The sequence below is a fragment of the Anaeromyxobacter sp. PSR-1 genome (assembly GCF_000964525.1).
In the GTDB taxonomy this organism is placed as follows: domain Bacteria; phylum Myxococcota; class Myxococcia; order Myxococcales; family Anaeromyxobacteraceae; genus Anaeromyxobacter.
Genome location: NZ_BAZG01000017.1, coordinates 20,648 through 45,892, shown reverse-complemented (window position 1 = coordinate 45,892; position 25,245 = coordinate 20,648). Strand labels below are relative to the sequence as shown.

The window sequence follows — 25,245 nt, the reverse complement described above, 5'->3', positions numbered from 1 at the left end:
ACCCGGCGCCGGCCCGGCAGGACCCGCCGCGCCCGGGCCACGCCCGCGCCGCGCCGGAGCGCCGCGCCGAGACGCCCGAACGCCGCCGCCGCCGCAGCGCACCCGGGGCAGCCGGCGAGGTGGGCCTCCACCCGCAGGCGCTCCATCCGCTCGACCTCGCCGTCGAGCCAGGCCGAGACCCGCTCGTTCCACTCCGGGCTACAGGCCGACATGGCGGTCCTCCTCGCGCAGGCGTCCGGCCAGCTCCCGCCGCGCCCGCGCCAGGCGCGAGCGCACCGTGCCCACCGGGCACCCCTGCGCCCGCGCGATCTCCTGGTACGACAGCTCCTCCACCTCGCGCAGCCACAGCGCCTCGCGCCACTCCGGCGGGAGCGCGGCCAGCGCCGCCGCGAGCCCGTCGCCGAGCGCGCGGGCCAGCAGCGCCTCCTCGGCGGTGGGCGCCGCGTCCGGCGTCGCCTCCGCGGCGCGCCCGCCCTCCAGCACCTCCAGCCGCGGCCGCAGCCCGCGCACCGCGTTCAGGTGGATGGAGCGCTGCAGGGTTCCGAGCCAGCCGCGCAGGCGGGCCGGGTCGCGCAGCTCCTCCTGGCGCTCCAGCGCGCGCACCAGCGTCTCCTGCACGAGGTCGTCGGCGTCGGCGGCGTTGCGCGCCAGGCGGCGCCCGTTCCGGCGGAGGAACGGGACCTGCGCGAGCGCACGATCTAGGAAGCCGGCCACCGGAGGGTGAGACACGCGGGACCGCGAAAAGGTTCCCGGCGCGGGCGGCGGGGCCCACCGGGGCGCGTCGAGGCGGGAACTTTCCGGGCGCCCGGCCGTGTCGGGAGGTGCGCCGGCCCGCGTCCGCGGGCGGCGGGGGCCTCCCACATCGGCCCCGTGACGCCGGGCCCGCGCCCGGGGAGAATCCATCGATGGGCTTCGATCTGCCCGGCCTGTTCGGCGCCGGGATCCTCACCTTCGCGTCCCCCTGCGTCCTCCCGCTGGTGCCGGTCTACCTGTCGCTGCTCGGCGGCGCCTCGGTGGACGCGCTCCGGCGGGGCGAGCGCCCCCGCGGGCTGGTCCCGTCGGCGATCGCGTTCTCGCTCGGCCTCGCCGCGGTGTTCGTGGCGCTCGGCGCCGGCGCGAGCGCGGCGGGCGAGGCGCTCTCGGCCCACCGGGACGCGCTGCTGGCGGTGTCCGGCGCGCTGGTCGTCGCGCTCGGACTGAAGGTGCTCGGCGTCCTCCGGCTGCCCGCGCTCGACGTGGAGCGGCGGCCGTGGCTGGCGCGCGTGCGCCCCGGCGGCTCGCTCGCCGCGTCGTTCGCGTTCGGCGGCGCGTTCGCGCTCGGCTGGACCCCCTGCGTCGGCCCGGTGCTCGGCTCGGTGCTCACCTGGACCGCATCCGCGGGCGCGAGCCCGGCGCGCGGCGCGCTCTACCTCGGCACCTACGCGGCGGGCCTGGTGACGCCGCTCGTCCTCACCGCCGTGTTCGCGGGGCGCGCGCTCGGCTGGCTCGACCGGCTGAAGCGGCAGCTGCCCCGGCTCGAGAAGGCGACCGGGCTGCTGCTGGTCGGCGCCGGGATCCTGCTCGCCACCGACCGGCTGATGGTGCTGATGCCGCGGGCGGGCGACGCGCCGGCGGAGGAACTCGCGGCGGGCGCTCCCGCAGCGCCGGCGGTCCCCCCGGCTCCATCCGTCCCGGCGGCCGGCCCGGCCGCGGCCGGCGAGCCCGCGGTCTGCACTGACGCGTCCTCGGCCGCCTGCGCGGTCACCGTGCCCGACGCCGCCGCCGCGGCTCCCGCGCGGCTCGCGCCGCGGCACGGCCCGGCGCTCGTCGAGATCGTGAGCCGGAGCTGCCCGGTGTGCCGGCGGATGGAGCCGGTGGTGGCGGCGGCGGAGCACGGCTGCCCGGGCGCGCGGGTCGAGCGGCACACGGTGGAGACGCCCGAGGGCGCGGCGCTGGCGCGGGCGCACCGCGTCGTGGCGGTGCCCACGTTCCTGGCGCTCGACGGCGCCGGCCGCGAGGTGCAGCGGCTGGTCGGGGAGCAGCCGCTCGAGGCGCTGGTGGACGCGCTCCAGCGCCTCTCCGGCCGCGTCTGCCAGGCGGCGCCGGGGGCGCCGCGGCCCGCCGCGGGCTGAGCGCCGGGCCGCGCGCCGCCGGGGCACGCCCGCCGGCGGCAACCCCGAAGACCCACCCTCCCCGGCGGACGCGGGCGCGCCGCGATGCGGCAGCGGGGGCACGATCGTCGCGTAGCCCATCTCTCGAGACGGGAGCGAACGGTCATGATCCCGACGATGATCGAGGCGCACCTGAAGGAGCATCACCGGGGGTACGAGCTGCACACGCACCCCTTCGCCATGTCGGCGCAGGACCTCGCCGCCACCGAGCACGTCTCCGGCCACCGCGTCGCCAAGGCGGTGGTGGTGCGGCTCGACGGTCGGTACGCGATCGCGGTGGTGTCGGCCGCCGAGAAGGTCCGGCTCGGCGTGCTCGAGGAGGCGACGGGCGCCGCCGCCGAGCTGGTCCCCGAGCACGAGCTCGCGGAGCACTTCCGCCCCTGCGACCCCGGCGCGGAGCCGCCGCTCGGCCTGTTCGGCGTGCCGATCTTCGTGGATGCCACGCTGGCCCACGCGCCGCGGCTGCTCATGCCGGCCGGCACCTACATGGACTCGGTCCTGCTCGACACCGCCGAGTGGATGCGGTGCGAGCAGGTGCAGGCGGTCGCCAACCTGGGCGCGCCGGTGCACTGAACCGGAGTCCTCCCCACCGGGTGGGGCACATCTCCGTTCCCCGACCCAGAGTCGTGCGTTCCCGACCCAGAGTCGTGCGCCCGGGGGCGGGGCACGCCACGGCGTGCCGTGGATTCACGCCCTCCCGGAGCGACGAATGACTCTGGGTCGGGGGAAACAGGACGTAAGCGCTTGATTTCGCTCGGGGCCTGGACGGGCCTGGGCTGGTCCGGCGCATGCAATTCCGGGGGGTGGATGCCCGGCGCCCGCACGCCGGCCCGGCCCGGAGACGCTCCATGAAGAAGCCCGCCCTGCTCGCCCTCGCGCTGGTCCCGACGCTGCTCCTCCCCGCCTGCGTGACCACGACCACCACCACGCGCACCTGGGGAGATCCGTACGGCGGCGGCGGCAGCGACTGGGTCCGCTACGGCCGCGTCGAGTCGATCCGCGAGGTCGTCCAGAAGCAGCAGGGCAACCCCGGCGCCGGCGCGGTGGCCGGCGCGGTGATCGGCGGCCTGCTCGGCAGCGCCCTCGGCGGCCACACGCACTACGACCGCTACGGCTACGCGCACACGCACGCGAGCGCCGGCGGCGCGGTGGTCGGCGCGGTCGGCGGCGCCATGATCGGCGCGGCGGCCAGCCAGGGCTCGAACGCCGAGTACCGCAGCTACGAGGTGTTCGTGCGCTACGAGGACGGCGGCGTGGAGCGCTACGTGTACCAGGGCTACGCGCCGTTCCGCGTCGGCGACGCGGTGGCGCTCACGGCGAGCGGCCTCGCCCGCGAGTAGCCCTCGCCGGCGCCTGGACCGCACGTCCGCACGTCCGCACGCAGCCTCGCGCCTCCCGCGCGCGCTCCCGCGGCCGCGCGCTCCGCACCCTGGGTGAACCCGGCGTTCCGGGGCGCGGCGCCCGGCCGCGCGGCCCGCGGGTGTAGGATCCGGCCATGGCCACCGTCCGCGCCGGGCTCCTCGCGGCCGGCCGCGCCGCTGCCGGCGCGACCCTGCTCCTCGCCTCCGTCCTCGCCTGCGCCGGCCCTCCGGCCGCCACCGCGCCGCTGCCGGAGCGCCGGACTGCCTTCGCGCGCCCGGAGCAGGATCCGGCGCTGCGCTCGCTGCCGCTCGACGAGCGCCTGCTGACCGGCGTGGAGCGCGTGGTGGTGCGGCTCTCGCCCGGCCCGAACGGCGGGGTGCGGCTGGTGGAGGTCGTGTCGCCGGACCTCACGCCCGCGGAGCGCGCCGATCTCGCGCGCGCCATCGAGGCCGGCGAGGTGAAGCCGGAGACCGGGCCGGAGCGCCAGGGCGCGACCTGGACCAGCACCGTGCTCCGCCGGCGCTGATCCACCGTCGGTGCACCCGCCTCAGCGGCCATCCTGGGTGGGATCGGGGTTGGAGCTCCCCGACCAGCCGCCCGTGGCGGTGTCCCCGCCCGACGACGTCCCGCCGCCCGCGTGCGACCCCGCCTGGCCGTCCGTCCTCGGCGCGGGCGGCTCCACCGGGCTCTCGGCGCTCGCGCCGGAGGCGGCGCCCACCTGCCCGCCCGCGGTGGTGCCGCGCTCGGCGCCGGTCCCGCCTCGCCGGCCGTGCACCGGGCGCCGGAGCTCCTGGGCGCTGCGCTGCTGCGGGACCGCCTTGCGCGCGCCCGGCGTGCCGGCCGCCTGGCCGCCCTTCGCGCGGGGAGCCTTGCTCGCGCCGGGACTGGACCCGGCCTTTGCGCCGGGACTGGCCTCGGCCTTTGCATCGGCCGGCGCCTCGCGCTGCGCGCGCCCCGCGCCCGCGGGCCCGCGCCCGTCCTCCTGCGCGCGCTCCCCCTGCGCCCGCGCGCCGCCCGCGAGCAGCAGGGCCGCCGAGATGGCCCCGATCGCCCATCGCCGCGCCGCCATGGTCCCCTCCCCGCGGCGAGCCCGCCGCGCCCCCTCACGATGGGGTGCGGCGGGCGGCTTCGCAGCGACGGCGGGCGCCCGGGCGGCGGGCACCGGGGCGAGCGAGGGCTCCGGGACGACGCAGGCGGCGGGTCAGCCCAGCTCGAGCCAGGAGAACCAGACCGGGTGGTTCGCCTTGTACCACTCGAGCACGCGGCGGACCGCCTCCTGCTTGTGGCGCGGCACGACCTTCTCGTCCACGCGGTCGAAGTGGACGCGGATCTTCTCGCGGTCGTGCTCGAGCGCCTGCGAGAACATGGTCTGCAGCTCGTTCCGGATCCGGCCCGAGTCGGAGATCTTCACGGGGCGCTGCGTGTGGTCCACGCCGGACATGAAGCGCACCAGCAGCGGGCTGAAGACGTGCCGCGCCTGCTCGAGCGGCTCCATCAGCCGGAACGTGAACGCGATCTCCGCGGACGCGCTGTGCGTGGCGAGCCGGGTGGTGACCCGGTACACGCCGTCGCGCACCTTCGTGACGCCGGGGCTGCCGGTGTACGGGTCGTCGCACATGTACCCGGTGCTCGCGAGCACCCGCCAGCTCTTCTCCGGCAGGAAGTCGGCCGCGCGCAGCACCCGGCGCCCGAGCGGCATGTTCGAGGTCTGGGCCTCGCGGATGGCCTCGGCGTAGCTCTCGACCTTGCCCACGTCGAGCTCGCGCCCGCCGAACACCTCCGCCAGCTTGCGCCCGAAGTCCGGCGCGACCGGATCGAGCTGCATGATCCGCCCCTCGGCGTCGCAGGGCAGCTCGAACGACGGCGAGAACGGCGCCATGGTGGTCTCGACGTCGAGCACCTCCGAGAGGCTGGCCGCCTGCACCGCCTCGGCGGTCGCGGCGTAGCCGTCGGTGAGGAACACGTGCGTCGCGCCCTCGGCGTCCTTCCAGCTCCCCACCAGGAACGTGGGCGCGTAGGTGCCCGAGTCGGTGAACACCTCGACCCCCGACGGCGCCTTCCAGCCGTCCTCGACGAGGTCCACGCCGAGCGACTTCCACTCCTCCCAGAGCTTGCCGAGCCGGGCCACGCGGCTCTTCCCGCGCAGCGTCCACACGTGGACGTTCTCGCGGCGGATGCCCGGGTACGTCGCCTCGATCGCCTCCACCACCTGGCGGCGCGGGGTGCGGTAGTCGAGCAGCACCGAGGCGCGCTCGGCCGACTGCGCCACCGCGCGCGGCACGGTGAGGCTGCCCATGTACGACTCGTACGGCCGCGACATCGTCAGCGGCGAGTCGAACAGGTGGAACACCGCCATCGGCCCGGTGGGCTTCCCCTCGGCGAAGCGCGAGGTGTTCTCGAGCGTGTCCACCGCGGCGCCCCACACCGTGATGCCGCGCTTCTGCAGCCAGGCGTAGAAGTCCTCGAACGAGTGCGACGGGTCGTTGAGCAGGCGGCGCACGGCGCGATCGACCAGTCGCGCCACCTCGGGGCGGGCGTACACGCGCCCGAAGCCGAGCAGCGGGTTCGCGCCCATCTCCGGCGTCTCGCCGGCCTTGGGCATCAGCCCCTCGCCCAGCGACACCATGATGGCGTGGTTCTCGGGGAGCGTGCGGGTGAGGTGCCAGAGCCCCTCGCTCATCACGTAGGCGCTGATCGCGTCGGCGCCCTTCTTCACCTGGTTGTAGGTGGACTTGTCCTTGCCCGCGCCGCCGCCGTAGTCGCCGAACAGCCGCGTGCCGAGCGCGGTGGCGGCCGAGGTCATGGCCAGGCAGCGCGCGATGCCGCGCGGCGTGAAGGAGAACGCGGAGACCGGCTCGGTCTGCGCGCGCTCGACCTCGACGTCCTCCAGCCACAGGTGGAAGCGGAGGAGCACGGGCCGGGTGTCGAACGCCCACTGCGCGACCAGGTTTCGCTTTTCCGTGTCGGTCACAGGATCTCCGGAAGGTGGGCCGCTGCGGCGCGGCGCGGGCGGCATTGTAGAGGAAGGTCGGGCACTTTTGGGTCAGGATCGAAAAGCCGTCAATCCGGACTTCGAGTGACGGTGGGATCCCTCGATCCGGTGGCCAACGCCCCCTGCGGCCCGCGTGGATCCCCAGCGGCTGCCCTGTCGAGACGCCGGCGCAGCACGGACCGGCCCGGCGGCGCCGGCCGCACGCGCCCGGAGCGTCCGGGCGGCGGGGCCGGGGCCGCGACGCGTGTGCACCGTCCTGAGACGAGGGCTCGACCATGACCGCGCCGTTCATCTCGCCCACCGTCCACGGCATCCTCGATTACCTGCTCGGAGCGGTGCTCGTGGTGGCGCCCTCCCTGCTCGGCCTGCCCGCCGGGCCCGCGGTCATCGCGTACGCGGTCGGCGGCGCGCACCTCGCCATGTCGCTCCTCACCGGCTACGCCCCCGGCGCGCTGCGCCTGATCCCGTTCTGGGCGCACGGCGCGGTCGAGGCGGCCGGCTGGGCCGGGCTGCTCGTGTTCCTCGGCCTGCTCACCGCGCCGGCCGACGGGCTGTTCCTCGCGTCCGGCGTCGGGATCCTGGTCGTCTCGGCGCTCACCGACTACGGCGTCGAGGCCGACGGCGTCCGCCCTCGCGCGCGGCGGCACGCGCACGCGCGGACGTGAGGCGCGCGGCGCGCGCGGAGCGCGTGAATCCATCCCCGGACCGCCGCGGCGACGGGAGGGGATTGGTACACGCTCTCAGTCCCCCGGGCGCTCCGCGTCGCTCTCGTTCGGCGGCCAGGCGTCCACGTCGGGCGGGGCCACGCCCGCCACCGCGCGGAAGCGGATCTCCTCGGGCGTCTCCAGGATCAGCCGCGCCCCGCGCTTGAAGGTGAGGTAGTGCCAGAACCACTGGAACAGCACCGAGGCGCGGTTGCGGAAGTCGATGAGGAACCAGATGTGGATGAACAGCCAGGCGAGCCAGGCCAGGTAGCCGCTGATGCGGATGCGCCAGAAGCCCGCCACCGCGCGTCCGCGGCCCACGGTCGCCATCACGCCCTTGTCGAAGTAGGCGAACGGCGCGCGCGGCCGGCCGCGCAGCGTCGCGAGCAGGTTGCGCCCGGCGTGGCGGCCCTGCTGGATGGCGGCCGGGGCGACGCCCGGGATGGCGCCGCCGTGCTTGTCGCGGGCCAGCGCCAGGTCGCCCACCACGTAGATCTCCTCGTGCCCCGGCACCGTCAGGTCCGCGTTCACCGGGACGCGGCCGGCCGGGTCGAGCGGCACGCCCAGCGTCCGCGCCAGCGGCGCGCCGGCCACGCCCGCGGCCCACAGCACCGTCCGCGCCGCCACCCGCTCCTCGCCCACCTGCACGCCGCGCGGGTCGATGCCGGTCACCCGCTTGCCGGTCCACACCTGCACGCCGAGCCGCTCCAGGTCGCGCTGCGCCGCCGCGGAGAGGCTGGGCGGCAGGGCCGGCAGCACGCGATCGCTGCCCTCGATGAGGATCACGCGCGCGCGCTCGGTGGCGACGGTGCGGAAGTCGCGCGGGACGGTGAAGCGCGCGATCTCCGCGAGCGCCCCGGCCAGCTCGACGCCGGTGGGCCCGCCGCCCACCACCACGAAGGTGAGGAGCGCCTCGCGGCGCTGGCGATCCGGGTCCGCCTCGGCGCGCTCGAACGCGGTCAGCACGCGGCGGCGGATCTCGAGCGCGTCCTCGAGCGTCTTCAGGCCCGGCGCGAAGCGGGCCCACTCGTCGTGGCCGAAGTAGGAGTGCGTCGCGCCGGCCGCGACCACCAGGTAGTCGTAGTCGAGCGCGTACCCGTCGGCGAGCCGCAGGCGGCGCTGCTCCGGCTCGACCGCCGCCGCCTCGGCGAGCAGCGTCCGCACGTTGCGCTGGCGCGAGAGCACGTGGCGGATGGGCTCGGCGATGTCGGCCGGGCTCAGCGCGGCGGTGGCCACCTGGTAGAGGAGCGGCTGGAAGAGGTGGTGGTTGCGGCGGTCCACCAGCGTGATGCGCACCGGCGCGCCCGCCAGCTCTCGCGCCGCGTACAGCCCGGCGAACCCTCCGCCCACGATCACCACGTGCGGCGTGTGCTGCTCCTTCTGCTGCTGCGGATCCACGCCGCCTCCTTGCCCGCGGCCTGTATACACCGCCCCGCCGCGGGCCGGGGGAGCGCGCCGCGCGCGCCCGGTGCGACACGCGGCCGCCGCCGCCCCGCTCCTTCCCGGCCCCCCTCTCTTCCCGACCCAGAGTCATTTCCGCCGGCCCACCGCCTCCCGACCCTGCCCTTTCCCGCTTCTTCCCGACCCAGAGTCATTTTCGGGTCCCCTGTCAGGCGCCTGCCCTCCCCGACCCAGAGTCATTTTGCCCTCCCCGACCCAGAGTCATTTTCGGGTCCTGCCCGGCGCCTTGACGCCGCCCCCGCCGCCCGGCAGGTTCCGCGCACGGCGCCGGCGGACCGGCGCGGGAGGAACCCTCGATGTCCCAGGACGCACACGCCCTCGACGGCCTCGCGACCGGCCCCGACGGACGGGCCCGCTGCGGATGGGGCGTCTCGGCCGCGGACTACGTCCGCTACCACGACGAGGAGTGGGGCTTCCCCGTCTCCGACGACCGCCGCCTGTTCGAGAAGCTGTGCCTGGAGGGTTTCCAGTCCGGCCTGTCGTGGCTCACGATCCTTCGCAAGCGCGAGGCGTTCCGGGCCGCGTTCGCCGGGTTCGACTTCGAGAAGGTGGCCCGCTTCGGCGCCCGCGACGTGACGCGGCTGCTCGGGGACGCCGGCATCGTGCGCCACCGCGGGAAGATCGAGGCCACCCTGAACAACGCGCGGCGCGCCTGCGACCTCGCCGAGGAGGCCGGCTCGCTCGCGGCGTACTTCTGGGGTTTCGAGCCGGCGAAAACCTCGCGGCCGGAGCGGGTCACCTGGGCGGCGCTCCGGGCGCAGCCCGTCACCGCGGAGTCGACGGCGCTCTCGCGCGACCTGAAGCGGCGCGGCTGGGCCTTCGTCGGGCCGACCACCTGCTACGCGTTCATGCAGGCGATGGGGCTCGTGAACGATCACCTCGAGGGCTGCGCGCTGCGTGGCCGGGTCGAGCGGGCCCGGCGCGGGTTCGAGCGGCCGGTCGTGGTACCGGGGCCGGCGGCGGAGCCCGAGCCGGCGCCGCGACCGCGGGCCCGGGCGGCCGCGCGGGGCCGCCGCTAGCCGCGATCGTCGGAGGGCGCGGGGGGACGCACCAGCCGCTCGAAGAGCCGCTCCAGCGCGCGCTGCGGGTCGTCGCACAGGCCGGAGTGGACCGGGGAGAGCTGGACCATGGTGCTGCGCGGCGCGGTGAGCCAGTGGAACCGCTCCCGCACCGAGAGCGCGCCGATGGGACCGGCGCCCGGGCCGCCCGCGCAGATGCGCGGGATCGCCTCGAGGTGGGCGGCGATGGCGTCCAGGTCCGCGTGCGGGCAGAGCGCCGTCACCCGCGCGCGGTCCAGCTCCACCCGCGCGCCCAGGAAGCCGCGCTCCAGGCAGAACAGCACCACGCCCGCGTTCACGAACTCCTCCCGCTCGACGCGCGGGACGACGCGGACCACCGCGTAGTCAAACGAGCTTCGCGCGGGCACGCTCGGCCTCCTCCACGAACGCGGGCGCCGCGGCCAGGCGGCGCGACAGGTGATCGACGTACGCGGCGCGGTGCGCGGCGGCCGTCCCGAAGCGCGCGTCGCCCTCCAGCCAGGCGTCCGGCACCTCGTCCAGCGCCCGCGCGATGGCGCCGCCGGCGAGCCGCGGCGCGAGCCGCTCGCCGGCGGCGGCCAGCTCGCCCGCGAACGGCAGGAGCACGTGCTGGCCGACCATCGGGAACGGCGCCCGCGCCGGATCGGCGGCGCGGTCCCAGTCGTGGTGGAAGTAGAGCGCCGCGCCGTGGTCGATGAGCCACAGCCGGCGGTGCCACCGGAGCAGGTTCGGGTTGCGCACGGTGCGATCCACGTTCGTCACCAGCGCGTCGAACCACACCACCTCCGACGCCTCGGCGGGCGACGGCGGCGGGTCGGCCACCGGGTCGAACGTCAGGCTGCCGGGCAGGTAGTCGAGGCCCAGGTTCTCGCCCGCGCTCGCCTTGAGCAGGTCGCGGATCTCGCCGTCGGGCTCGTTGCGGCCGAGCGCCGGGTCGACGATCACGCGCACGCGCTCCGGCACGCGCAGGCCGGCGGCCTCCGCCAGCGCGCCCGCGACGACCTCCGCCACCAGCGCCTTCGGCCCTTGCCCCGCCCCCCGGAACTTCACGACGTACAGGCCGTCGTCGTCGCCCTCCACGATGGCCGGCAGCGAGCCGCCCTCGCGCAATGGGGTGACGTAACGGGTGGCGACCACCGTCCTCATGGTCGGCACCGTAGCGCAGGGTCCGCGCGCAGTCGACGTGGCGGCTTGAACCGGGGCGTGCGGCGTGCGAGAACGCGCCCCTCGTGATCCGCCTCGACGCCATCTCCAAGCAGCACGGCAACCAGCTCCTGTTCGTGGAGGCCTCCGCGGTCGTCCACCGCGGCGAGAAGGTCGGCCTCGTCGGCCCGAACGGCGCCGGCAAGTCCACCCTGTTCCGCCTCATCACGCGCGAGGAGGCGCCCGACGAGGGCCAGGTCTCCATCGACCGCGGCGTGACCGTCGGCCACTTCTCGCAGGACGTCGGGGAGATGTCGGGGCGGACCGCGCTCGCCGAGACCATGGACGGCGCCGGCCCGGTGTCGGAGGTGGCCGCCGAGCTGCACGCGCTCGAGCACGCGCTCGCGGACCCGGAGCGCGCCGACGAGCTGGAGGCGCTGGTGGAGCGCTTCGGCCACGTGCAGGCGCGGTTCGACGAGCTGGGCGGGTACGCGCTCGAGGCGCGGGCGCGGGAGATCCTGGCCGGCCTCGGGTTCACGCAGGAGATGATGGACGGCGACGTCGGCGCGCTCTCCGGCGGGTGGAAGATGCGCGTGGCGCTGGCGCGCATCCTGCTCATGCGGCCCGACGCCATGCTGCTCGACGAGCCCTCCAACCACCTCGACCTCGAGTCGATCATCTGGCTGGAGGAGTTCCTGCGCGGCTACGACGGCGCCATCCTCATGACCTCGCACGATCGCGAGTTCATGAACCGCGTCGTCGGGAAGATCATCGAGATCGACGCCGGCACGCTCACCACCTACTCCGGCGACTACGATCTGTACGAGCGCGAGCGGGCCGTCGCCGACCAGCACCAGCAGGCCGCGTTCGACCGGCAGCAGGCGATGCTGAAGAAGGAGCTCGCGTTCATCGAGCGGTTCAAGGCGCGCGCCTCGCACGCCGCGCAGGTGCAGTCGCGCGTGAAGAAGCTCGACAAGATCGAGAAGGTCGAGCCGCCCAAGGTGCGGCGCACCGTGGACTTCGAGTTCCGCCCGCCGCCGCGGTCCGGCGAGGACGTGGCGAAGCTCGCCGGCGTGGTGAAGCGGTACGGCGAGCGCACCGTGTACGGCGGCCTCGACTTCCTGGTCCGCCGCGGCGAGCGCTGGTGCGTGCTGGGCGCGAACGGCGCCGGCAAGTCCACGCTCCTGCGGATGGTCGCGGGCGAGTCGCAGCCGGATGCCGGGTCGGTGGCGATCGGCGGCAGCGTGAAGATGGGGTACTTCGCGCAGCACGCCATGGAGCTGCTGCGGGCCGACGAGACGGTGTGGGACGCGCTGCAGCGGACGTTCCCGCGCGCGTCGGTCGGGTCGCTCCGGACGCTCGCCGGCTGCTTCGGCTTCTCCGGCGACGAGATCGAGAAGCGGTGCAAGGTGCTCTCCGGCGGCGAGAAGGCGCGGCTCGTGCTCGCGACGCTGCTCTACGACCCGCCCAACTTCCTCGTGCTCGACGAGCCCACCAACCACCTCGACGCCGCCACCCGCGAGATGCTCGTGCGGGCGCTCGCCGGCTACGAGGGGACGCTCCTGTTCGTCTCGCACGACCGCCGGTTCCTGGCGGCGCTGTCGAACCGCGTGCTGGAGCTCGCGCCCGACGGCCCCGTCCCGTACGGGGGCGGGTACACCGAGTACGTCGCTCGGACCGGCCGCGAGGCGCCCGGCCTGCGCGCCGCCCCCGGCCGCAGCGCGAGGGCGTAGCCCGACGCGCGCTGCCCCGGCCCCAGAGTCACCCGATTCCGAACCCAGAGTCATTCGGCGGCTCGCGGCTCGCCGCTGTAATGCCGCGGGGACACGGCGACCTCGCCGGCCCACGGGCACCCGATCAGGGGCTACGAACGACTCTGGGTCGGGAGCCAACGACTCTGGGTCGGGCGTCGACGGTGGGCGACGCCTGACTAGCCCGGCTCTGCTCCCCGGAGGGCCACGTAGACGCCCTCGTGGCGGCCACCGGCGCCGCCGCGGCAGGCCACCTCGCCCTCCACGGTGATGCGCGCGCGGGAGTGGCGGGCGAGCGTGGCGAGGAACCGGTCCCACTGCGCGGGCGGCGGCAGCCGGGCCGAGGCGGTGAAGTCGCCCTCGATCGACTCCAGGAAGTCGAGCGCGCTCCGCTGGATGACGAGCCGCACCTCGAGGCCGCGCTCCTGCAGGGCGAGGTGCAGGAGCGCCCACCCGGCGAGGATCGCGAGCGCCGAGAGGCTGCCGCCGAACGCCGTGCCGCGGTGGTTCAGGTTCGGCGCGAGCGGGGCCGAGAGCCGGATGGCGTTGCCCTCCCACGCCTCCACCCGCGCGCCCAGCGCCTGCGTGATCGGGATGTGCGCGTGGAGGTAGGCGGTGATCTCGTCGTGGCGCATGCCGCGATGGATACCGCGGGAGGCGGCGAGGTGCCGCGCTTCCGTGTGGGAACCGCCGCGCGGGGCGACCTTCGCGGTTACGATGCACGCATGCGGCGCATCGAGAGCGTGGTGGTGTGTGGCGTGGGGGCGGTGGGCGCGGCCGCGGTCGAGCGGCTGGACGCCATGGATCCGGGGTGCGTGACGGTCGTGGCGCACGGCCCGCGCCGTGAGCGCCTGGAGCGCGAGGGCCTCACCGTCAATGGGCGGCGCATCACGCCGCGCGTCGCGGCGCCGTCCGAGCTGGCACCGGCGGATCTCCTCCTCGTCGGCGTGAAGCACGGCGACCTCGCGGCCGCGGTCGAGGACGCCCGCCGCGCCGTCGGCCCGCGCACAATCGTCGTGTCGCTGCTGAACGGGATCTCCAGCGAGGCGACGCTCGCCGAGGCCTACGGCGCCGACAAGGTGCTCCCGGCCTTCCTCGTCGGGAACGACGTGGTGCGCGAGGGAACGCACGTCCGCTACCAGAACATCGGCCGGCTCGTGTTCGGCGCGCCCTCGAACGACCCGGCGGACCCGCGCGTCGTCGCCGTGAAGGACCTGCTCGACCGCGCCGGCATTCCGTGCCAGGTCGCCGCCGACATCCGGCGCGAGCAGTGGTGGAAGTTCATGCTGAACGTCGGCGTGAACCAGGTGTCGGCGCTGCTGCGAGCCCCCTACGGCGCGTTCCGGCTCGAGCAGGTCCGCGCGCTCGCCCGCGAGGCGGCGCTCGAGGTGGTCGCGGTCTCGCGGCACGAGGGCGTCGGACTGGATCCCGCGGACGTGGAGCGGATCTTTCCGGTCATCGGCGGGCTCGCCCCGGCGGGGAAGACCTCGATGCTGCAGGACGTGGAGGCGGGCCGGAAGACGGAGGTGGAGATCTTCGCCGGCACCGTGGTCGAGCTCGGCCGCCGGCACGGGGTCGCGACGCCCGCGAACGCGTTCCTCGGCCAGGCCATCGCGGCGCTCGACGCGATCGCGGCCGCGCGCGCCGCGAGGGACGTCCCATGACCGGCCATCCCGGGCTCGTCGGCCTGCAGGTCCGACCCGGCCACCCGGACTTCCTCGACCTGCCGTGGGATCTACCGCTGGCGCGCTGGGGCGAGCGGTGCGCGCGCATCGTGGAGGTGACGCGCGGGGTGTCGCGACACGACGTGCTCTTCCTCCAGTACGACCGGGCGCTGTACGTCGTGAAGGAGCTGCCGCCGGCGCTGGGCGAGCGCGAGTACGGCGCGCTGCGCTGGCTCGAGGACCGCGAGCTCCCGGCGGTCGTCGCCGCGGGGCACGCCCACGTCCGGACCGGCGAGGGCGACGCGAGCGTGCTCATCACGCGGTTCCTCGACCGGTCGCTGCCCTTCCGCACCCTGTTCGAGAACGCCGGGCTGGAGACGTACCGGGCGCGCCTGCTCGACGCGATCGCGGGGTTGCTCGTCCGGCTCCACCTCGCCGGCTTCTACTGGGGCGACTGCTCGCTCTCGAACACGCTCTTCCGCAGGGACGCGGGCGAGCTGCGCGCGTACCTCGTGGACGCCGAGACCGCGGAGATGCACGAGCCCCTCTCCGACGGCCAGCGGCGCCACGACGTGGACATCCTGGAGGAGAACGTCACCGGCGACCTCCTCGACGTCGCCGCCATGCTGGGGCTCGCGCCGCCGCCGTGGCTGTACGAGACGGGCGCGGCGCTGCGCGCGCGGTACGAGCGGCTGTGGAGCGAGATCACGCGCGAGGAGATCATCTCCGCCGGCGAGAGCTGGCGCATCCACGAGCGCATCCGTGCGCTGAACGCGCTCGGCTTCACGGTCGGAGAGGTGAAGCTGGAGGCGACCGGGGACGGCAGCCGCCTCCGCATGCGGGCGGTGGTCACCGACCGCGACTACCACCGCGACCTCCTGCACGCGCTCACCGGGCTCGTGACGGAGGACCGCCAGGCGGCGCTCATGGTGAACGAGATCCAGGAGCTCCGCGCCACGCTGGTCCGCCGCGAGAACCGGAGCGTGGCGCTCGCCGTGGCCGCGTACCGCTGGCTGAACGAGCGATGGTTGCCCGCGATCCGCAAGCTCGCCCCGCGCCCGGGCACCGACCCCGCCGAGCTGTACTGCCAGCTGCTCGAGCACAAGTGGTACCTGTCCGAGCGCGCCCGGCGCGACGTCGGCTTCGACGCCGCGCTCGAGGACTGGCTGCGGCGCTTCCCGCCCCCCACGCCTGCCGCTCCTCCCCCTCCCCCCGACCCAGAGTAGTTTTTCGCGGACGCGGGTCCGTCGCGCGGACCATTCCCCGCGTCGCGCATCGCTCCAGTACGGCGTTCTCGCGTGGCACGCCCGGTGCCACGGGCGACGCCTCATGACCGCGCCCCGCCAGATCTGCCCTGGGAAGACGTACTTCGTCACGCGGCGCTGCACGCAGCGCCAGTTCCTGCTCCGCCCTTCGCCCGAGACGAACGCCCTGTTCGGCTACGTGCTCTCGGTCGCCGCGGCTCGAACCGGCGTCCGCATCCACACGTGCGTCGTCATGTCGAGCCACGTGCACCTCGTGCTCACCGACCCCGAAGCACGCCTCCCCGAGTTCTCGCAGTACCTCTGGGCGCTGGTCGCGCGCGCGCTCAACGCGTCCCTCGGCCGCTGGGAGTCGTTCTGGGCCCCGTCCAGCTATAGCGCCGTCCAGCTCGAGACTGCCGAGAGCGTCGTGCGGGAGACGGCGTACGCGCTCGCCAACCCGGTGAAGGCCGGGCTGGTGCGTTCGGCGCGCGAGTGGCCGGGCCTGTGGCTGGCCCCCGAGCACATCGGGACGACGATGGTCTTCGAGCGGCCCGCGTTCTTCCGCGCCGAGGGGCCCATGCCCGAGTCCGCCCAGCTCACGCTCACCCCGCCGCCAGGCTTCGCCGGGGACGAGTACCTCACGCAGGTCCATGCGGAGCTCGCGGCGCGCGAGGAGGAAGCTCGCGCGGCGGTGTCGTCCAGCGGGCGGGGATTCCTCGGGATCCAGCGCGTGCTCACGCAGGACCCGACCGCCTCCCCCAGGACGCACGAGCCGCGCCGAAACCTGAGCCCGCGGGTCGCCGCGCGCGACCGATGGAGACGGATGGAGGCGCTCGCCCGACTCCGGTCGTTCCAGAGCGCCTATCACGACGCGCGAGCGCGCTTCAGCGCCGGGGTGCGCGACGCGCTGTTCCCGGCCGGCACCTACCTGCTCCGCGTCATGCACGGCGTACGCTGCGAGGCACCTTCCTAGCGCGCCGATGCGGGCTCCGGGCATGCGCCGCATCAGGCCGCGTTCGGCGTGGGCCGGTACACCTGCACCTGGACGGCGGCAGTCACGCGCACCGGTTCCTCGAGCGCCGCGACGCGTGCGGCGAGGACGTCCGCGGCGGTGTGGTGGGCGGACGGGCCCATCCGCGCAGCGGCGACCACGTCCTCACGCGCGAGCGAGAGCGTCCAGGCGAGCGACTCCGACGAAGCGAGCGCGAACCGGCCCTCCAGCGCCTCCGACACCCGTCGCGCCTTGTCGGGATCGACCTCGAGCAGCCCGAGCGGCCCGCGCAGCTCGGCGAGGTGCGCGGGCGCGGGCGTGACGAGCAGCAGCGCGCCGTCCGGCGCCAGCACGCGCCGGAACTCGGCGGCGTTGCGTGGGGCGAAGACGTCGAGCACCAGCGCGGCGCATGCATCCGCGACGGGCAGCCGCTCCCATGCGTCGGCGACGACCGCGGCCAGGCGCGGGTGCGCCCGCGCCGCCCGCCGCGCCGCGTGGCGGGAGAGATCCAGCGCGAGCCCGAACCGATCCGGAAGCGCCTCGAGCACGGAGCGGAGGTGATGTCCCGTGCCCGCGCCGACCTCCACCACCAGACCGTCGCGCCCGGCGTGCCCCTCCGCCGCCCGAGCGAGCGCGGCCCCGAGAGGCGCGAAGTGCCCCGCCCCGAGGAACGTCTCGCGGGCGGCCACCATGGCAGCGTCGTCGCCGGTTCCCGGCGAGCGGCCGCGGAGCAGGTTCACGTAGCCCTGGCGTGCGAGATCGAACGCGTGCCCCGCCGGACAGCGCACGGCGCCCGGAGCCGCGGCGAGCGGCGCCCCGCAGACCGGGCAGCGCAGGTGTCGGAGGACCTCGGGGAGCACGGGTCGCGGATGATACGCGAATCCCACCCCGGCGCCCCGACGCGCTACGCTTCTCGTATGCGCCTCGCCTCCCACCTCCCGCGGATCGGCCTGACTGCCCTCGCCACCGCCGCCGCGGCGCTCGCGGCGTGCTCCTCGTCCGCGCCGTACACGCTCGGGGCCGCAGCCGTGAACACGAGCCTCGCGCTCGGCGTGGCGGCAGGGCAGCGCGCCGGCGGTGGATGCTATGCGACCTGCACCGGCGGCACGGTCTGCAACCCCGTGAACGGCATGTGCGAGGCGGCCGCGGCGGAGCAGGTGTGCCAGGAGGCGCCGGGCGGCGGGATGCGGTGCGTGCCGGTCTCGGTCCGAGGCATGACCCGCGAGAAGGATGGCGGGCAGGTGCCGCCGCCCGTGCGCGCCGGCGTGTCGCCGGCCACCGGAACGGTGGCGCCGCCGCCGAGCGAAGCGTCCCCCCGCACTGCCCCCTGAGACGCGCGCATCGCGCGCACCGGGTCAGGGCTCCGGGTCCTCGGGCACGCTCGCGGCCTCGGGTTCCGATCCCGCTGCGTCAGCCGGGGCGTTTCCGGGCCCTGCCCCGGGCGGCCAGACGGGGGCAGGCACCTGGCCGTCCTGGAACTTCACTTTCCCGACCAGGATGCAGCCCTTTATCCCGGGGCGGCAGTACGCGCCCGCGACCTTCTTGCAGATTCCCTTCAGCTCGTAGCGGCAGCTCCAGGAGCTCAAGCCCCCTCCGTCGAACGGTCCACCCGGCAGGGCCGCCCGCCGCAGGTCGCGGGCGGGAGAATGACTCTGGGTCGGGTGGTCCGGCGAAATGACTCTGGGTCGGGTGGTGGCGGACAGTCTAGCCGAACGGGGTGGCGGCGCACTCCCGCGCTTGCGCCAGGCGCCGGGCGGGGCCTCGCCTGCTTCGGGGTTCGCCGCTGGCCGCGGTGACGGCGGGTGCCTAACTCACAGCGCGGCCGGGTGGACCCGGCCGACCGACCGCGTCAGGAGAGCACCACCCATGGCCATGATCCAGAAGCGCGACGACCCCATGCAGGCGCCGGCCGGAGACCTGCTGCTGGGCAAGGGGGTCGAGTTCGACGGCAAGCTCACCTTCGCCGGCACCGTCCGCATCGACGCGAAGTTCACGGGCTCGATCACCACCGAGGACGTCCTGGTGGTCGGCGAGCAGGCCCGCATCGACGCGCAGATCACCTGCGGCACGGTCATCGTCCACGGCGAGGTGAACGGCGACATCAAGGCGAAGACCTCGGTCGAGCTGCACCACACGGCCCGGGTCCGCGGCGACATCGAGACCCCCTCGCTCTCCATCGAGAAGGGCGTCGTGTTCCAGGGCTCGACCCGCATGCCGGGCGCCGGCGGAGAGCGCGGCGGCGGGGCGGTGAAGCCGGTGCCGCCGCCGGCGGGCACGCCGTAGGCGCTCGGCCGGGCCCCCGGTGTAGCATCCGGGCGAATGCCCGGCTCTCCTTCCGCCGCTCCGCGCCCGCCCGCTCACCCGTCGCTCGTCCAGCGCTGCGCCCAGGTCATCCTCCACGCCGCCGGGTGGCGCGTGGACGTGCCCTGGCCGTCCACCCCGCGCTGCGTGATCGTCGTCTACCCGCACACGTCCAACTGGGACTTCGTGCTCGGGTACCTCGCGAAGCTCGCGACGGCGCTGCCGGTGCGATGGGTGGGGAAGCACTCGCTGTTCCGTCCGCCGTTCGGCGCCCTGCTCCGGCGGATGGGCGGCATCCCCGTGGATCGGCGCGCACCCGCCGGCTTCCTCGCGCAGCTCGGCCGCGAGCTGGCGGAGGCCCCGTGGATGTGGCTCGCGCTCGCGCCGGAGGGCACACGCGCGCGCACGGATCACTGGAAGTCCGGCTTCTACCGGCTGGCGCTCGCCGCGCGCGTTCCGGTCGGGCTCGCGTTCATCGACTACCGGACCCGGACCATCGGCCTGGCGCGGTACCTCGACCTGACCGGCGACGAGGCGACCGACCTCGAGGGGATCCGGGCCGCCTACGCCGGCAAGATCGGACGCCACCCCACGCAGGCGAGCGACATCCGCTTCCGCCCCGGCGCCACCCCCTGAGCTCAGGGCGTCGTCTGCCCGGAGGCCTCGGCGACCCCGCGCCGCGCGCGGATCTCGCGGACGATCTCCGCGTCGATCGCGCCGGCCAGCAGCCGCCGCATGGCGGGGAAGATGATCTCCTCCTCGCGTCGCAGGTGGAGGTCGAAGTGGCGCTCCAGCTCGCCCACCGCGGCGGCCATCGCGCCGGCGAGCGCCGCGTGGCGCGACGGGTCGCGGGCGACCGCCTCGCAGGCCGCGACCAGCCGGCCCAGGGGCTCCTCGTGCTCGGCGTGCTCGTGGGCCATCGACGTGAGCGCGGCGTCCACCTCGGCCTCGCGCCCGCGCAGCCGCGGCAGGATCGACTCCTCCTCGTCCTGCGCGTGCAGCGGCAGCGCCTGCGTGAAGTAGCGGCGCACCCGCGTCGCCGCCTCTGGCACCTCCGCGAGCTGGTCCGGCCGCGCCTCGGCCACCCGGCGCCCGAGCGCCAGGAACTGCCGGATGCGGTCGTGGCACTCGAGCAGGAGGTCCACCGCGTCCGCGGGCGCCGCCCGCTTTCCGATCACGTTCAGCATGGTCAGGTCCCCGCCTTGGCCTCCAGCTCCTTCACGCGCCGCGCGAGCTCCCGCTCGCGCTGAAAGCGCTTCGTCACGTCGCGGATGATGGCGAGCGGTCCGAGCACCTCGCCGCCCGCGGTCCGCAGCATCTGGATCGTGAACTCGATCGAGATGTTCCGGCCGTCCTTCGTGATCGCGGGCACCGCGAGCACGTCGCCCGCGCCGTACCGGCTCTTGCCGGTCTGCATGGTCTTCATGTAGCCGTCCCAGTGCCGGCCGCGGAGCCGCTCCGGGATGATGATGTCCATCGACTGGCCCAGCGCCTCGGCGGCGGTGAAGCCGAAGATCGCCTCCGCGCCCGCGTTCCAGATCCGGATGCGGCCCTCGCGATCCCCGAGGACGAACGCGTCCGGGCTGCCGTCGACGATCTGCTGGTAGATGGCGGTGTCGGTCATTCGGCTCCTCTGCGGGCGGGCGGGCGCTCGAGCACCCATCCGGAAGGGGCTGCATGGCGGCCCGCCAAACGACTCTGGGTCGGGGTGGAGGGGTCGGGGTGGAGACGACCGAGAGTCGTTGGGAGCGGTGGCAACGTTCCCGCAGTGCGAGCCCCCTGCCATCGACCGGACCGGTCCGATTTCGCGGAGTTAACCCGCTATCCCCGATTGAGCCACCCATTGTTCGGTGAATTGCGACCCACCATTCGGTGCTCAAACGGCCGGCGGGTGTCTCTCCGCGCTCCATCCGGGCCGTGGCGGCGTTGAGCTCCGAGGCGCTTCCCTTGCGGAAGCGAGCAGCGTCACGGCGGATTTCGCGCCGGGCGCCGCGCGCAGCGGAGCGCGCCGGGGGCGTTGGCACACGGCGCGAAAACGTTCCGAACGTTCGCTTACGGTGAGCCCGAGGGCACCACCGACCGCTGCCGCGCACCCGCTGCCCAGAGTCGTCGAAAGGACTGCCTCATGGCCTCCGAGCACCTGCTCCGCGCCGGGGCGCTCGCGTTCCTGCTCGCCGCGCCGTCGCCGTGGCTCGCCGCGCAGCAGCCCGCCGCGGAGCCGGCCGCCGCCGCGCCCGCCGCGGCACCCCAGGAGCCCGCCGCGCAGGAACCGCCCGCCCCGCCCGGCGACCCGGCCATCGGCCGCGACCTCTTCATCGGCGCGCGCGCGCTCCGGAACGGCGGCGCGCCCTGCGGCGCCTGCCACGCCATCGGCGGCGAGGGCTCCGCGTTCGCCGCCTCCTTCGGCCCCGGCCTGCGCGCCAGCTTCGACGGCCTCGACGCGGCCGCGCTCGACGGGCTCCTCGCCGACCCGCCCTTCCCGTCGATGGTCCCGGTCTACGCCGGCCATCCCATCGATCCGGACGAGCGCGCCCACCTCGGCGCGTTCCTGCTCGGCGCGGCGGGGAAGCAGGAGCCGGGCGCCGGCCGCGCCGCCGGCATCGCCGCGCTGATCGCGCTCGCCTGCCTCGCCGTCATCGGCCTCGGCGCCCGCCGCATCCCGGGCTCCGCGCGCGCCGAGCTGGTGGCCCGCGCCCGCCTCGCGCCGCCGCCCCGGCGCTCGCGCTCTTCACAACCCACCCGGCCCGCAGCCTCCGCCGGTTCCCCCGCACCGGCCGCGCCGGCGAAGGCCACGCGCGCGCAGGGAGGTGTCCGATGAGCTGGATCGAGGACGTCATCGCCCCGTCGCAGCGCACCTGGGAGGACCTGTACCGGAGCCGCCACCAGGTGGACAAGGTCGTGCGCAGCACGCACGGCGTGAACTGCACCGGCGGCTGCTCCTGGAACATCCACGTGAAGAACGGGATCGTGGCGCTCGAGACGCAGGCGCTCGACTACCCGCGCTTCTCCTGCGACGTGCCGGGCTACGAGCCGCGCGGCTGCCAGCGCGGGATCTCCGCCTCCTGGTACCTCTACAGCCCGCTCCGCGTGAAGCACCCCTACCTGCGCGGCGCGCTCATGGACCTGTGGCGCGCCGCCCGCAAGGCGCACGCGGACCCGGTGGACGCGTGGGCGTCGATCGTGGACGACCCCGCCTCGCGCGCCCGCTACCAGCAGGCGCGCGGCATGGGCGGCCTGCGGCGCGCGAGCTGGGACGAGGCGCTCGAGCTGGTGGCGGCCTCCACCATCCACACCCTGAAGCGCCACGGCGCCGACCGCATCGTCGGGTTCTCGCCCATCCCGGCGATGTCGATGCTGTCCTTCGCCGGCGGCTCGCGCTTCCTGCAGCTCCTCGGCGCGGTGAACCTGTCCTTCTACGACTGGTACTGCGACCTGCCCAACGCGTCGCCCGAGGTGTGGGGCGAGCAGACCGACGTGGCCGAGAGCGCGGACTGGTATCACTCCAAGTACATCGTCTCGATGGGCTCCAACGTCGGGATGACCCGCACGCCGGACGTGCACTTCCTCGCCGAGGCGCGCCACGACGGCGCCAAGGTGGTGGTGCTCTCGCCCGACTACAGCATGACCTCGAAGTACGCGGACGAGTGGCTGCCGGTCCACGCCGGCCAGGACGGCGCGTTCTGGCTGGCGGTGAACCACGTCCTCCTCAAGGAGTTCCACGCCGACCGGCAGGTCCCATTCTTCGCCGACTACCTGCGCCGCTACAGCGACGCCCCGTTCCTCGTCGAGCTGGAGGAGCAGGACGGCCAGGTGACCCCGGGCCGCATGCTCCCGGCGAGCCGGCTGGAGCGCTACGCCGGCGAGGAGCACGGGGACTTCAAGTTCCTCGTGTGGGACGAGGGCGCGGACGCACCGCGCATGCCGCAGGGCACGCTCGGCTTCCGCTGGCAGCAGAAGAAGGGGCAGTGGAACCTGGAGATGAAGGACGGCCACGACGGCGCGGCGCTCTCGCCGCGGCTGGGCCTCCTCGACGCGCACGACGAGGTGGTGCAGGTCTCCTTCGTGGACCACGCCACCGGCCGGGTGTCCCGCCGCGGCGTGCCGGTACGGCGGGTCCCGACCGCGCGCGGCACGGTGACGGTCACCACCGTGCACGACCTGCTCTTCGCGCGCCACGGCGTGTCGCGCGGCCTCCCGGGCGACTACCCGGCGAGCTACGACGACGCCGACGCGGCGTACACGCCCGCCTGGCAGGAGCGCCACACCGGCCTCGACCGCCGGGACGTGATCCGCTTCGCGCGCGAGTGGGCCGGCACCGCCGAGCGCACGAAGGGCAAGTGCTCCATCATCATCGGCGCCGGCGTGAACCAGTGGTTCCACGCCGACCTCGCCTACCGCGCCGCCATCACCGGCCTCGTGCTGTGCGGCTGCGTGGGCCGGAACGGCGGCGGCCTCAACCACTACGTCGGCCAGGAGAAGCTCGCGCCGGTGGCCCCCTGGCAGGCGCTCGCGTTCGGCCTGGACTGGTCGCGCCCGCCGCGCCTCCAGAACGCGCCCAGCTTCCACTACGTCCACTCCGACCAGTGGCGCTACGAGGGCGCCGCCGACCTCGGGCAGCTCGACCCGGCGCGGAACGGCCACCCGCTCACGCAGGGTCACACGCTCGACCACCAGGTCCGGGCGGTGCGGCGCGGCTGGCTGCCGTTCTTCCCGCAGTTCGACCGGAGCCCGGCGCAGGTGCTCCGCGAGGCCGAGGCGGCCGGGGCGCGCAGCGACGCCGAGGTGGTGGACCACGCGGTGCGCCAGCTCCGCGACCGGAAGCTCCGCTTCGCGGTGGAGGACCCGGACGCGCCGACGAGCTGGCCGCGGCTCTGGTTCATCTGGCGCGGCAACGCGCTCATGTCGAGCGCGAAGGGGCACGAGTACTTCCTGCGCCACTACCTGGGCACGCGCCACGGCACGGTGGCGCCGGAGGCGGCGAAGGGGGCGGTGACCGAGGCCACGTTCCGGGAGCAGGCGCCGGAGGGGAAGCTCGACCTGGTGGTCGATCTCAACTTCCGGATGGACACGACGGCGCTCTACTCCGACGTCATCCTCCCGGCGGCGAGCTGGTACGAGAAGGACGACCTCAACACCACCGACATGCACTCCTTCATCCACCCGCTGCAGGCAGCCGTGCCGCCCTGCTGGGAGTCGAGGAGCGACTGGGACATCTTCAAGGCGCTCGCGGAGAAGGTGAGCGCGCTCGCCCGCACGCACCTGCCGGAGAAGGTGCGCGACCTGGTGGCGACGCCGCTCATGCACGACACGCCGGCCGAGCTGGCGCAGCGCGAGGTGCTCGACTGGAGCCGCGGTGAGTGCGAGCCGGTGCCGGGCAAGACCATGCCGGGCCTGGCGGTGGTGGAGCGCGACTACGTGCACCTCCACGACCGCTTCGTCTCGCTGGGCCCGACGATCCGCACCGCGGGCCTCTCGGCGCACGGGATCAGCTGGCCGGTGGACGACCTCTACGACGAGCTGGTCCGCACCCGCCCGACCGTCGAGTGGGGCGGCGCGCGCTACCCGTCCATCGCCGAGGCGCGCGACGCGGCCAACGCCATCCTGCACCTCGCCCCGGAGACCAACGGCGAGTCGGCCTGGCGCGCGTACCACGCGGAGGAGAAGAAGGTCGGGCTCCCGCTGGCCGACCTCGCCGAGAAGACCCGCGGCGTGCGCATCACCTTCGAGGAGCTGGCGCGCCAGCCGCGGCGGCTGCTCGACAGCCCGTGCTGGACCGGGATCACCGGGGGCGGCCGGACCTACTCGGCGTACTGCCTGAACGTGGAGCGGCTGGTGCCCTGGCGCACGCTCACCGGGCGGCAGCACTTCTACCTCGACCACCCCGGCTTCATCGCGTTCGGCGAGGCGCTGCCCACCTACAAGCCGAAGCCGGAGCGCGACGCGGTGCGCGACCTGACCGCCGCGCCCGGCGGCGCCGAGGCGCTGACGCTCAACTTCCTCACCCCGCACGGCAAGTGGGGCATCCACTCCACCTACGGCGACAACCTGCGGATGCTCACGCTCTCCCGCGGCATCCACCCGCTGTGGGTGAACGACGAGGACGCCGCCGAGATCGGGCTCGCCGACAACGACTGGGTGGAGGTCGTGAACGACAACGGCGCGGTGGTGACGCGCGCGGTGGTGAGCGCGCGCATGCCGCGCGGCGTCTGCTACCTGTACCACGCGCCGGAGCGCACCATCGGCGTGCCCCGCTCGCCCTCGCGCGGCGGCCTGCGCGGCGGCAGCCACAACAGCCTCACCCGCGTCCGGCTCAAGCCCACGCTGATGATGGGCGGCTACGGCCAGTTCACGTTCGCCCTCAACTACTGGGGGCCCACCGGCAACAACCGCGACACCTACGTCCGCGTCACCAAGCTCGAGGGCGAGCCGCAGTGGTAGCGGCGGC

Annotated in this window: 26 protein-coding genes; 15 read left to right on the top strand and 11 right to left on the bottom strand. The window is 74.9% G+C overall.

Annotated features, from left to right (window positions below):
• Together PSR1_RS05160 and PSR1_RS05155 are read right to left on the bottom strand one after the other, a co-directional pair.
• A partial coding sequence (locus tag PSR1_RS05160) for a zf-HC2 domain-containing protein (protein WP_160309013.1) occupies nucleotides 1–212 on the bottom strand: 212 nt, incomplete at its 3' end.
• A complete protein-coding gene (locus PSR1_RS05155; protein ID WP_237757821.1) occupies nucleotides 199–714 on the bottom strand; it encodes an RNA polymerase sigma factor in 516 nt (171 codons plus the stop codon). The genes PSR1_RS05160 and PSR1_RS05155, both read right to left, overlap by 14 nt.
• Before the next feature lie 191 nt (nucleotides 715–905).
• Here PSR1_RS05155 and PSR1_RS05150 point away from each other — a divergent pair, with 191 nt between their 5' ends.
• From PSR1_RS05150 to PSR1_RS05135, 4 genes are all read left to right on the top strand, one after another.
• A complete protein-coding gene (locus PSR1_RS05150) occupies nucleotides 906–2,111 on the top strand; it encodes a cytochrome c biogenesis protein CcdA (RefSeq protein ID WP_059436559.1) in 1,206 nt (401 codons plus the stop codon).
• 144 nt (nucleotides 2,112–2,255) lie between these two features.
• Nucleotides 2,256–2,723, top strand: a complete 468-nt coding sequence (locus PSR1_RS05145) for an aminoacyl-tRNA deacylase (protein ID WP_059436558.1) — start codon at nucleotides 2,256–2,258, stop codon at nucleotides 2,721–2,723.
• Between the two features lie 275 nt (nucleotides 2,724–2,998).
• Nucleotides 2,999–3,490, top strand: coding sequence for a hypothetical protein (locus PSR1_RS05140; protein ID WP_059436557.1), 492 nt, complete (start codon nucleotides 2,999–3,001; stop codon nucleotides 3,488–3,490).
• 155 nt (nucleotides 3,491–3,645) lie between these two features.
• The gene (locus PSR1_RS05135) at nucleotides 3,646–4,038 is read left to right on the top strand and encodes a hypothetical protein (protein WP_059436556.1); all 393 of its coding nucleotides are present in this window, start codon (nucleotides 3,646–3,648) and stop codon (nucleotides 4,036–4,038) included.
• Nucleotides 4,039–4,059: 21 nt separating this feature from the next.
• Here the strand turns inward: PSR1_RS05135 and PSR1_RS05130 are convergent, their stop codons facing one another.
• Together PSR1_RS05130 and PSR1_RS05125 are read right to left on the bottom strand one after the other, a co-directional pair.
• Entirely contained in the window at nucleotides 4,060–4,581 is a 522-nt protein-coding gene (locus PSR1_RS05130; protein WP_059436555.1) for a hypothetical protein, read from the bottom strand.
• Nucleotides 4,582–4,713: 132 nt separating this feature from the next.
• Complete coding sequence (locus tag PSR1_RS05125) at nucleotides 4,714–6,483, bottom strand: hypothetical protein (RefSeq protein WP_059436554.1); 1,770 nt, start codon at nucleotides 6,481–6,483, stop codon at nucleotides 4,714–4,716.
• 296 nt (nucleotides 6,484–6,779) lie between these two features.
• Here PSR1_RS05125 and PSR1_RS05120 point away from each other — a divergent pair, with 296 nt between their 5' ends.
• Nucleotides 6,780–7,169: a hypothetical protein gene (locus PSR1_RS05120; protein ID WP_059436553.1), complete on the top strand. Its 390-nt coding sequence runs from the start codon at nucleotides 6,780–6,782 to the stop codon at nucleotides 7,167–7,169.
• 75 nt (nucleotides 7,170–7,244) lie between these two features.
• Here the strand turns inward: PSR1_RS05120 and PSR1_RS05115 are convergent, their stop codons facing one another.
• The gene (locus tag PSR1_RS05115; protein ID WP_059436552.1) at nucleotides 7,245–8,606 is read right to left on the bottom strand and encodes an NAD(P)/FAD-dependent oxidoreductase; all 1,362 of its coding nucleotides are present in this window, start codon (nucleotides 8,604–8,606) and stop codon (nucleotides 7,245–7,247) included.
• Nucleotides 8,607–8,965: 359 nt separating this feature from the next.
• Between PSR1_RS05115 and PSR1_RS05110 the strand changes: the two genes are divergently transcribed.
• Nucleotides 8,966–9,688, top strand: a complete 723-nt coding sequence (locus PSR1_RS05110; protein ID WP_059436551.1) for a DNA-3-methyladenine glycosylase I — start codon at nucleotides 8,966–8,968, stop codon at nucleotides 9,686–9,688.
• On the opposite strand, the gene PSR1_RS05105 is transcribed toward PSR1_RS05110, so the two are convergent.
• A complete protein-coding gene (locus PSR1_RS05105; protein WP_059436550.1) occupies nucleotides 9,685–10,095 on the bottom strand; it encodes a DUF3037 domain-containing protein in 411 nt (136 codons plus the stop codon). The genes PSR1_RS05110 and PSR1_RS05105 overlap by 4 nt on opposite strands.
• Nucleotides 10,073–10,852, bottom strand: a complete 780-nt coding sequence (locus PSR1_RS05100) for a HipA family kinase (protein ID WP_059436549.1) — start codon at nucleotides 10,850–10,852, stop codon at nucleotides 10,073–10,075. Before PSR1_RS05100 ends, PSR1_RS05105 begins: the two co-directional genes overlap by 23 nt.
• Nucleotides 10,853–10,935: 83 nt before the next feature.
• Here PSR1_RS05100 and PSR1_RS05095 point away from each other — a divergent pair, with 83 nt between their 5' ends.
• Nucleotides 10,936–12,582: an ABC-F family ATP-binding cassette domain-containing protein gene (locus tag PSR1_RS05095; protein WP_059436548.1), complete on the top strand. Its 1,647-nt coding sequence runs from the start codon at nucleotides 10,936–10,938 to the stop codon at nucleotides 12,580–12,582.
• Nucleotides 12,583–12,779: 197 nt separating this feature from the next.
• Here PSR1_RS05095 and PSR1_RS05090 read toward each other — a convergent pair whose 3' ends face one another.
• Nucleotides 12,780–13,235: a thioesterase domain-containing protein gene (locus PSR1_RS05090; RefSeq protein ID WP_059436547.1), complete on the bottom strand. Its 456-nt coding sequence runs from the start codon at nucleotides 13,233–13,235 to the stop codon at nucleotides 12,780–12,782.
• A 90-nt stretch (nucleotides 13,236–13,325) separates the two neighbouring features.
• On the opposite strand from PSR1_RS05090, the gene PSR1_RS05085 reads away from it, so the two are divergent.
• The 3 genes from PSR1_RS05085 to PSR1_RS05075 all read left to right on the top strand — a co-directional run bounded on the left by PSR1_RS05085 (nucleotide 13,326) and on the right by PSR1_RS05075 (nucleotide 16,481).
• On the top strand, nucleotides 13,326–14,264 hold the full coding sequence (locus tag PSR1_RS05085) for a ketopantoate reductase family protein (protein WP_059436546.1): 939 nt from the start codon (nucleotides 13,326–13,328) through the stop codon (nucleotides 14,262–14,264).
• The gene (locus PSR1_RS05080; RefSeq protein WP_059436545.1) at nucleotides 14,261–15,490 is read left to right on the top strand and encodes a DUF4032 domain-containing protein; all 1,230 of its coding nucleotides are present in this window, start codon (nucleotides 14,261–14,263) and stop codon (nucleotides 15,488–15,490) included. The genes PSR1_RS05085 and PSR1_RS05080 overlap by 4 nt, the downstream gene beginning before the upstream one ends.
• A gap of 103 nt (nucleotides 15,491–15,593) precedes the next feature.
• Nucleotides 15,594–16,481 (top strand): hypothetical protein, encoded by an 888-nt coding sequence (locus tag PSR1_RS05075; protein ID WP_059436544.1) that lies wholly within the window; start codon nucleotides 15,594–15,596, stop codon nucleotides 16,479–16,481.
• 32 nt (nucleotides 16,482–16,513) lie between these two features.
• On the opposite strand, the gene PSR1_RS05070 is transcribed toward PSR1_RS05075, so the two are convergent.
• On the bottom strand, nucleotides 16,514–17,359 hold the full coding sequence (locus PSR1_RS05070) for a putative RNA methyltransferase (RefSeq protein ID WP_059436543.1): 846 nt from the start codon (nucleotides 17,357–17,359) through the stop codon (nucleotides 16,514–16,516).
• A gap of 57 nt (nucleotides 17,360–17,416) precedes the next feature.
• Between PSR1_RS05070 and PSR1_RS05065 the strand changes: the two genes are divergently transcribed.
• From PSR1_RS05065 to PSR1_RS05055, 3 genes are all read left to right on the top strand, one after another.
• On the top strand, nucleotides 17,417–17,830 hold the full coding sequence (locus PSR1_RS05065; protein ID WP_059436542.1) for a hypothetical protein: 414 nt from the start codon (nucleotides 17,417–17,419) through the stop codon (nucleotides 17,828–17,830).
• A gap of 535 nt (nucleotides 17,831–18,365) precedes the next feature.
• Entirely contained in the window at nucleotides 18,366–18,782 is a 417-nt protein-coding gene (locus tag PSR1_RS05060; RefSeq protein ID WP_059436541.1) for a polymer-forming cytoskeletal protein, read from the top strand.
• Between the two features lie 36 nt (nucleotides 18,783–18,818).
• Nucleotides 18,819–19,436 carry a 1-acyl-sn-glycerol-3-phosphate acyltransferase gene (locus PSR1_RS05055; protein ID WP_059436540.1) on the top strand — a complete coding sequence of 206 codons (618 nt, stop codon included), beginning with the start codon at nucleotides 18,819–18,821 and terminating at the stop codon, nucleotides 19,434–19,436.
• 2 nt (nucleotides 19,437–19,438) lie between these two features.
• Here the strand turns inward: PSR1_RS05055 and PSR1_RS05050 are convergent, their stop codons facing one another.
• Both PSR1_RS05050 and PSR1_RS05045 read right to left on the bottom strand, forming a co-directional pair.
• On the bottom strand, nucleotides 19,439–19,987 hold the full coding sequence (locus PSR1_RS05050) for a hemerythrin domain-containing protein (RefSeq protein WP_059436539.1): 549 nt from the start codon (nucleotides 19,985–19,987) through the stop codon (nucleotides 19,439–19,441).
• Between the two features lie 2 nt (nucleotides 19,988–19,989).
• Entirely contained in the window at nucleotides 19,990–20,424 is a 435-nt protein-coding gene (locus PSR1_RS05045) for a PAS domain S-box protein (RefSeq protein WP_059436538.1), read from the bottom strand.
• Between the two features lie 501 nt (nucleotides 20,425–20,925).
• On the opposite strand from PSR1_RS05045, the gene PSR1_RS05040 reads away from it, so the two are divergent.
• Together PSR1_RS05040 and PSR1_RS05035 are read left to right on the top strand one after the other, a co-directional pair.
• Nucleotides 20,926–21,618, top strand: coding sequence for a hypothetical protein (locus PSR1_RS05040; protein ID WP_059436537.1), 693 nt, complete (start codon nucleotides 20,926–20,928; stop codon nucleotides 21,616–21,618).
• Nucleotides 21,615–25,238, top strand: a complete 3,624-nt coding sequence (locus PSR1_RS05035; protein ID WP_059436536.1) for a nitrate reductase subunit alpha — start codon at nucleotides 21,615–21,617, stop codon at nucleotides 25,236–25,238. The genes PSR1_RS05040 and PSR1_RS05035 overlap by 4 nt, the downstream gene beginning before the upstream one ends.
• The last annotated feature ends 7 nt before the right edge of the window (nucleotides 25,239–25,245 follow it).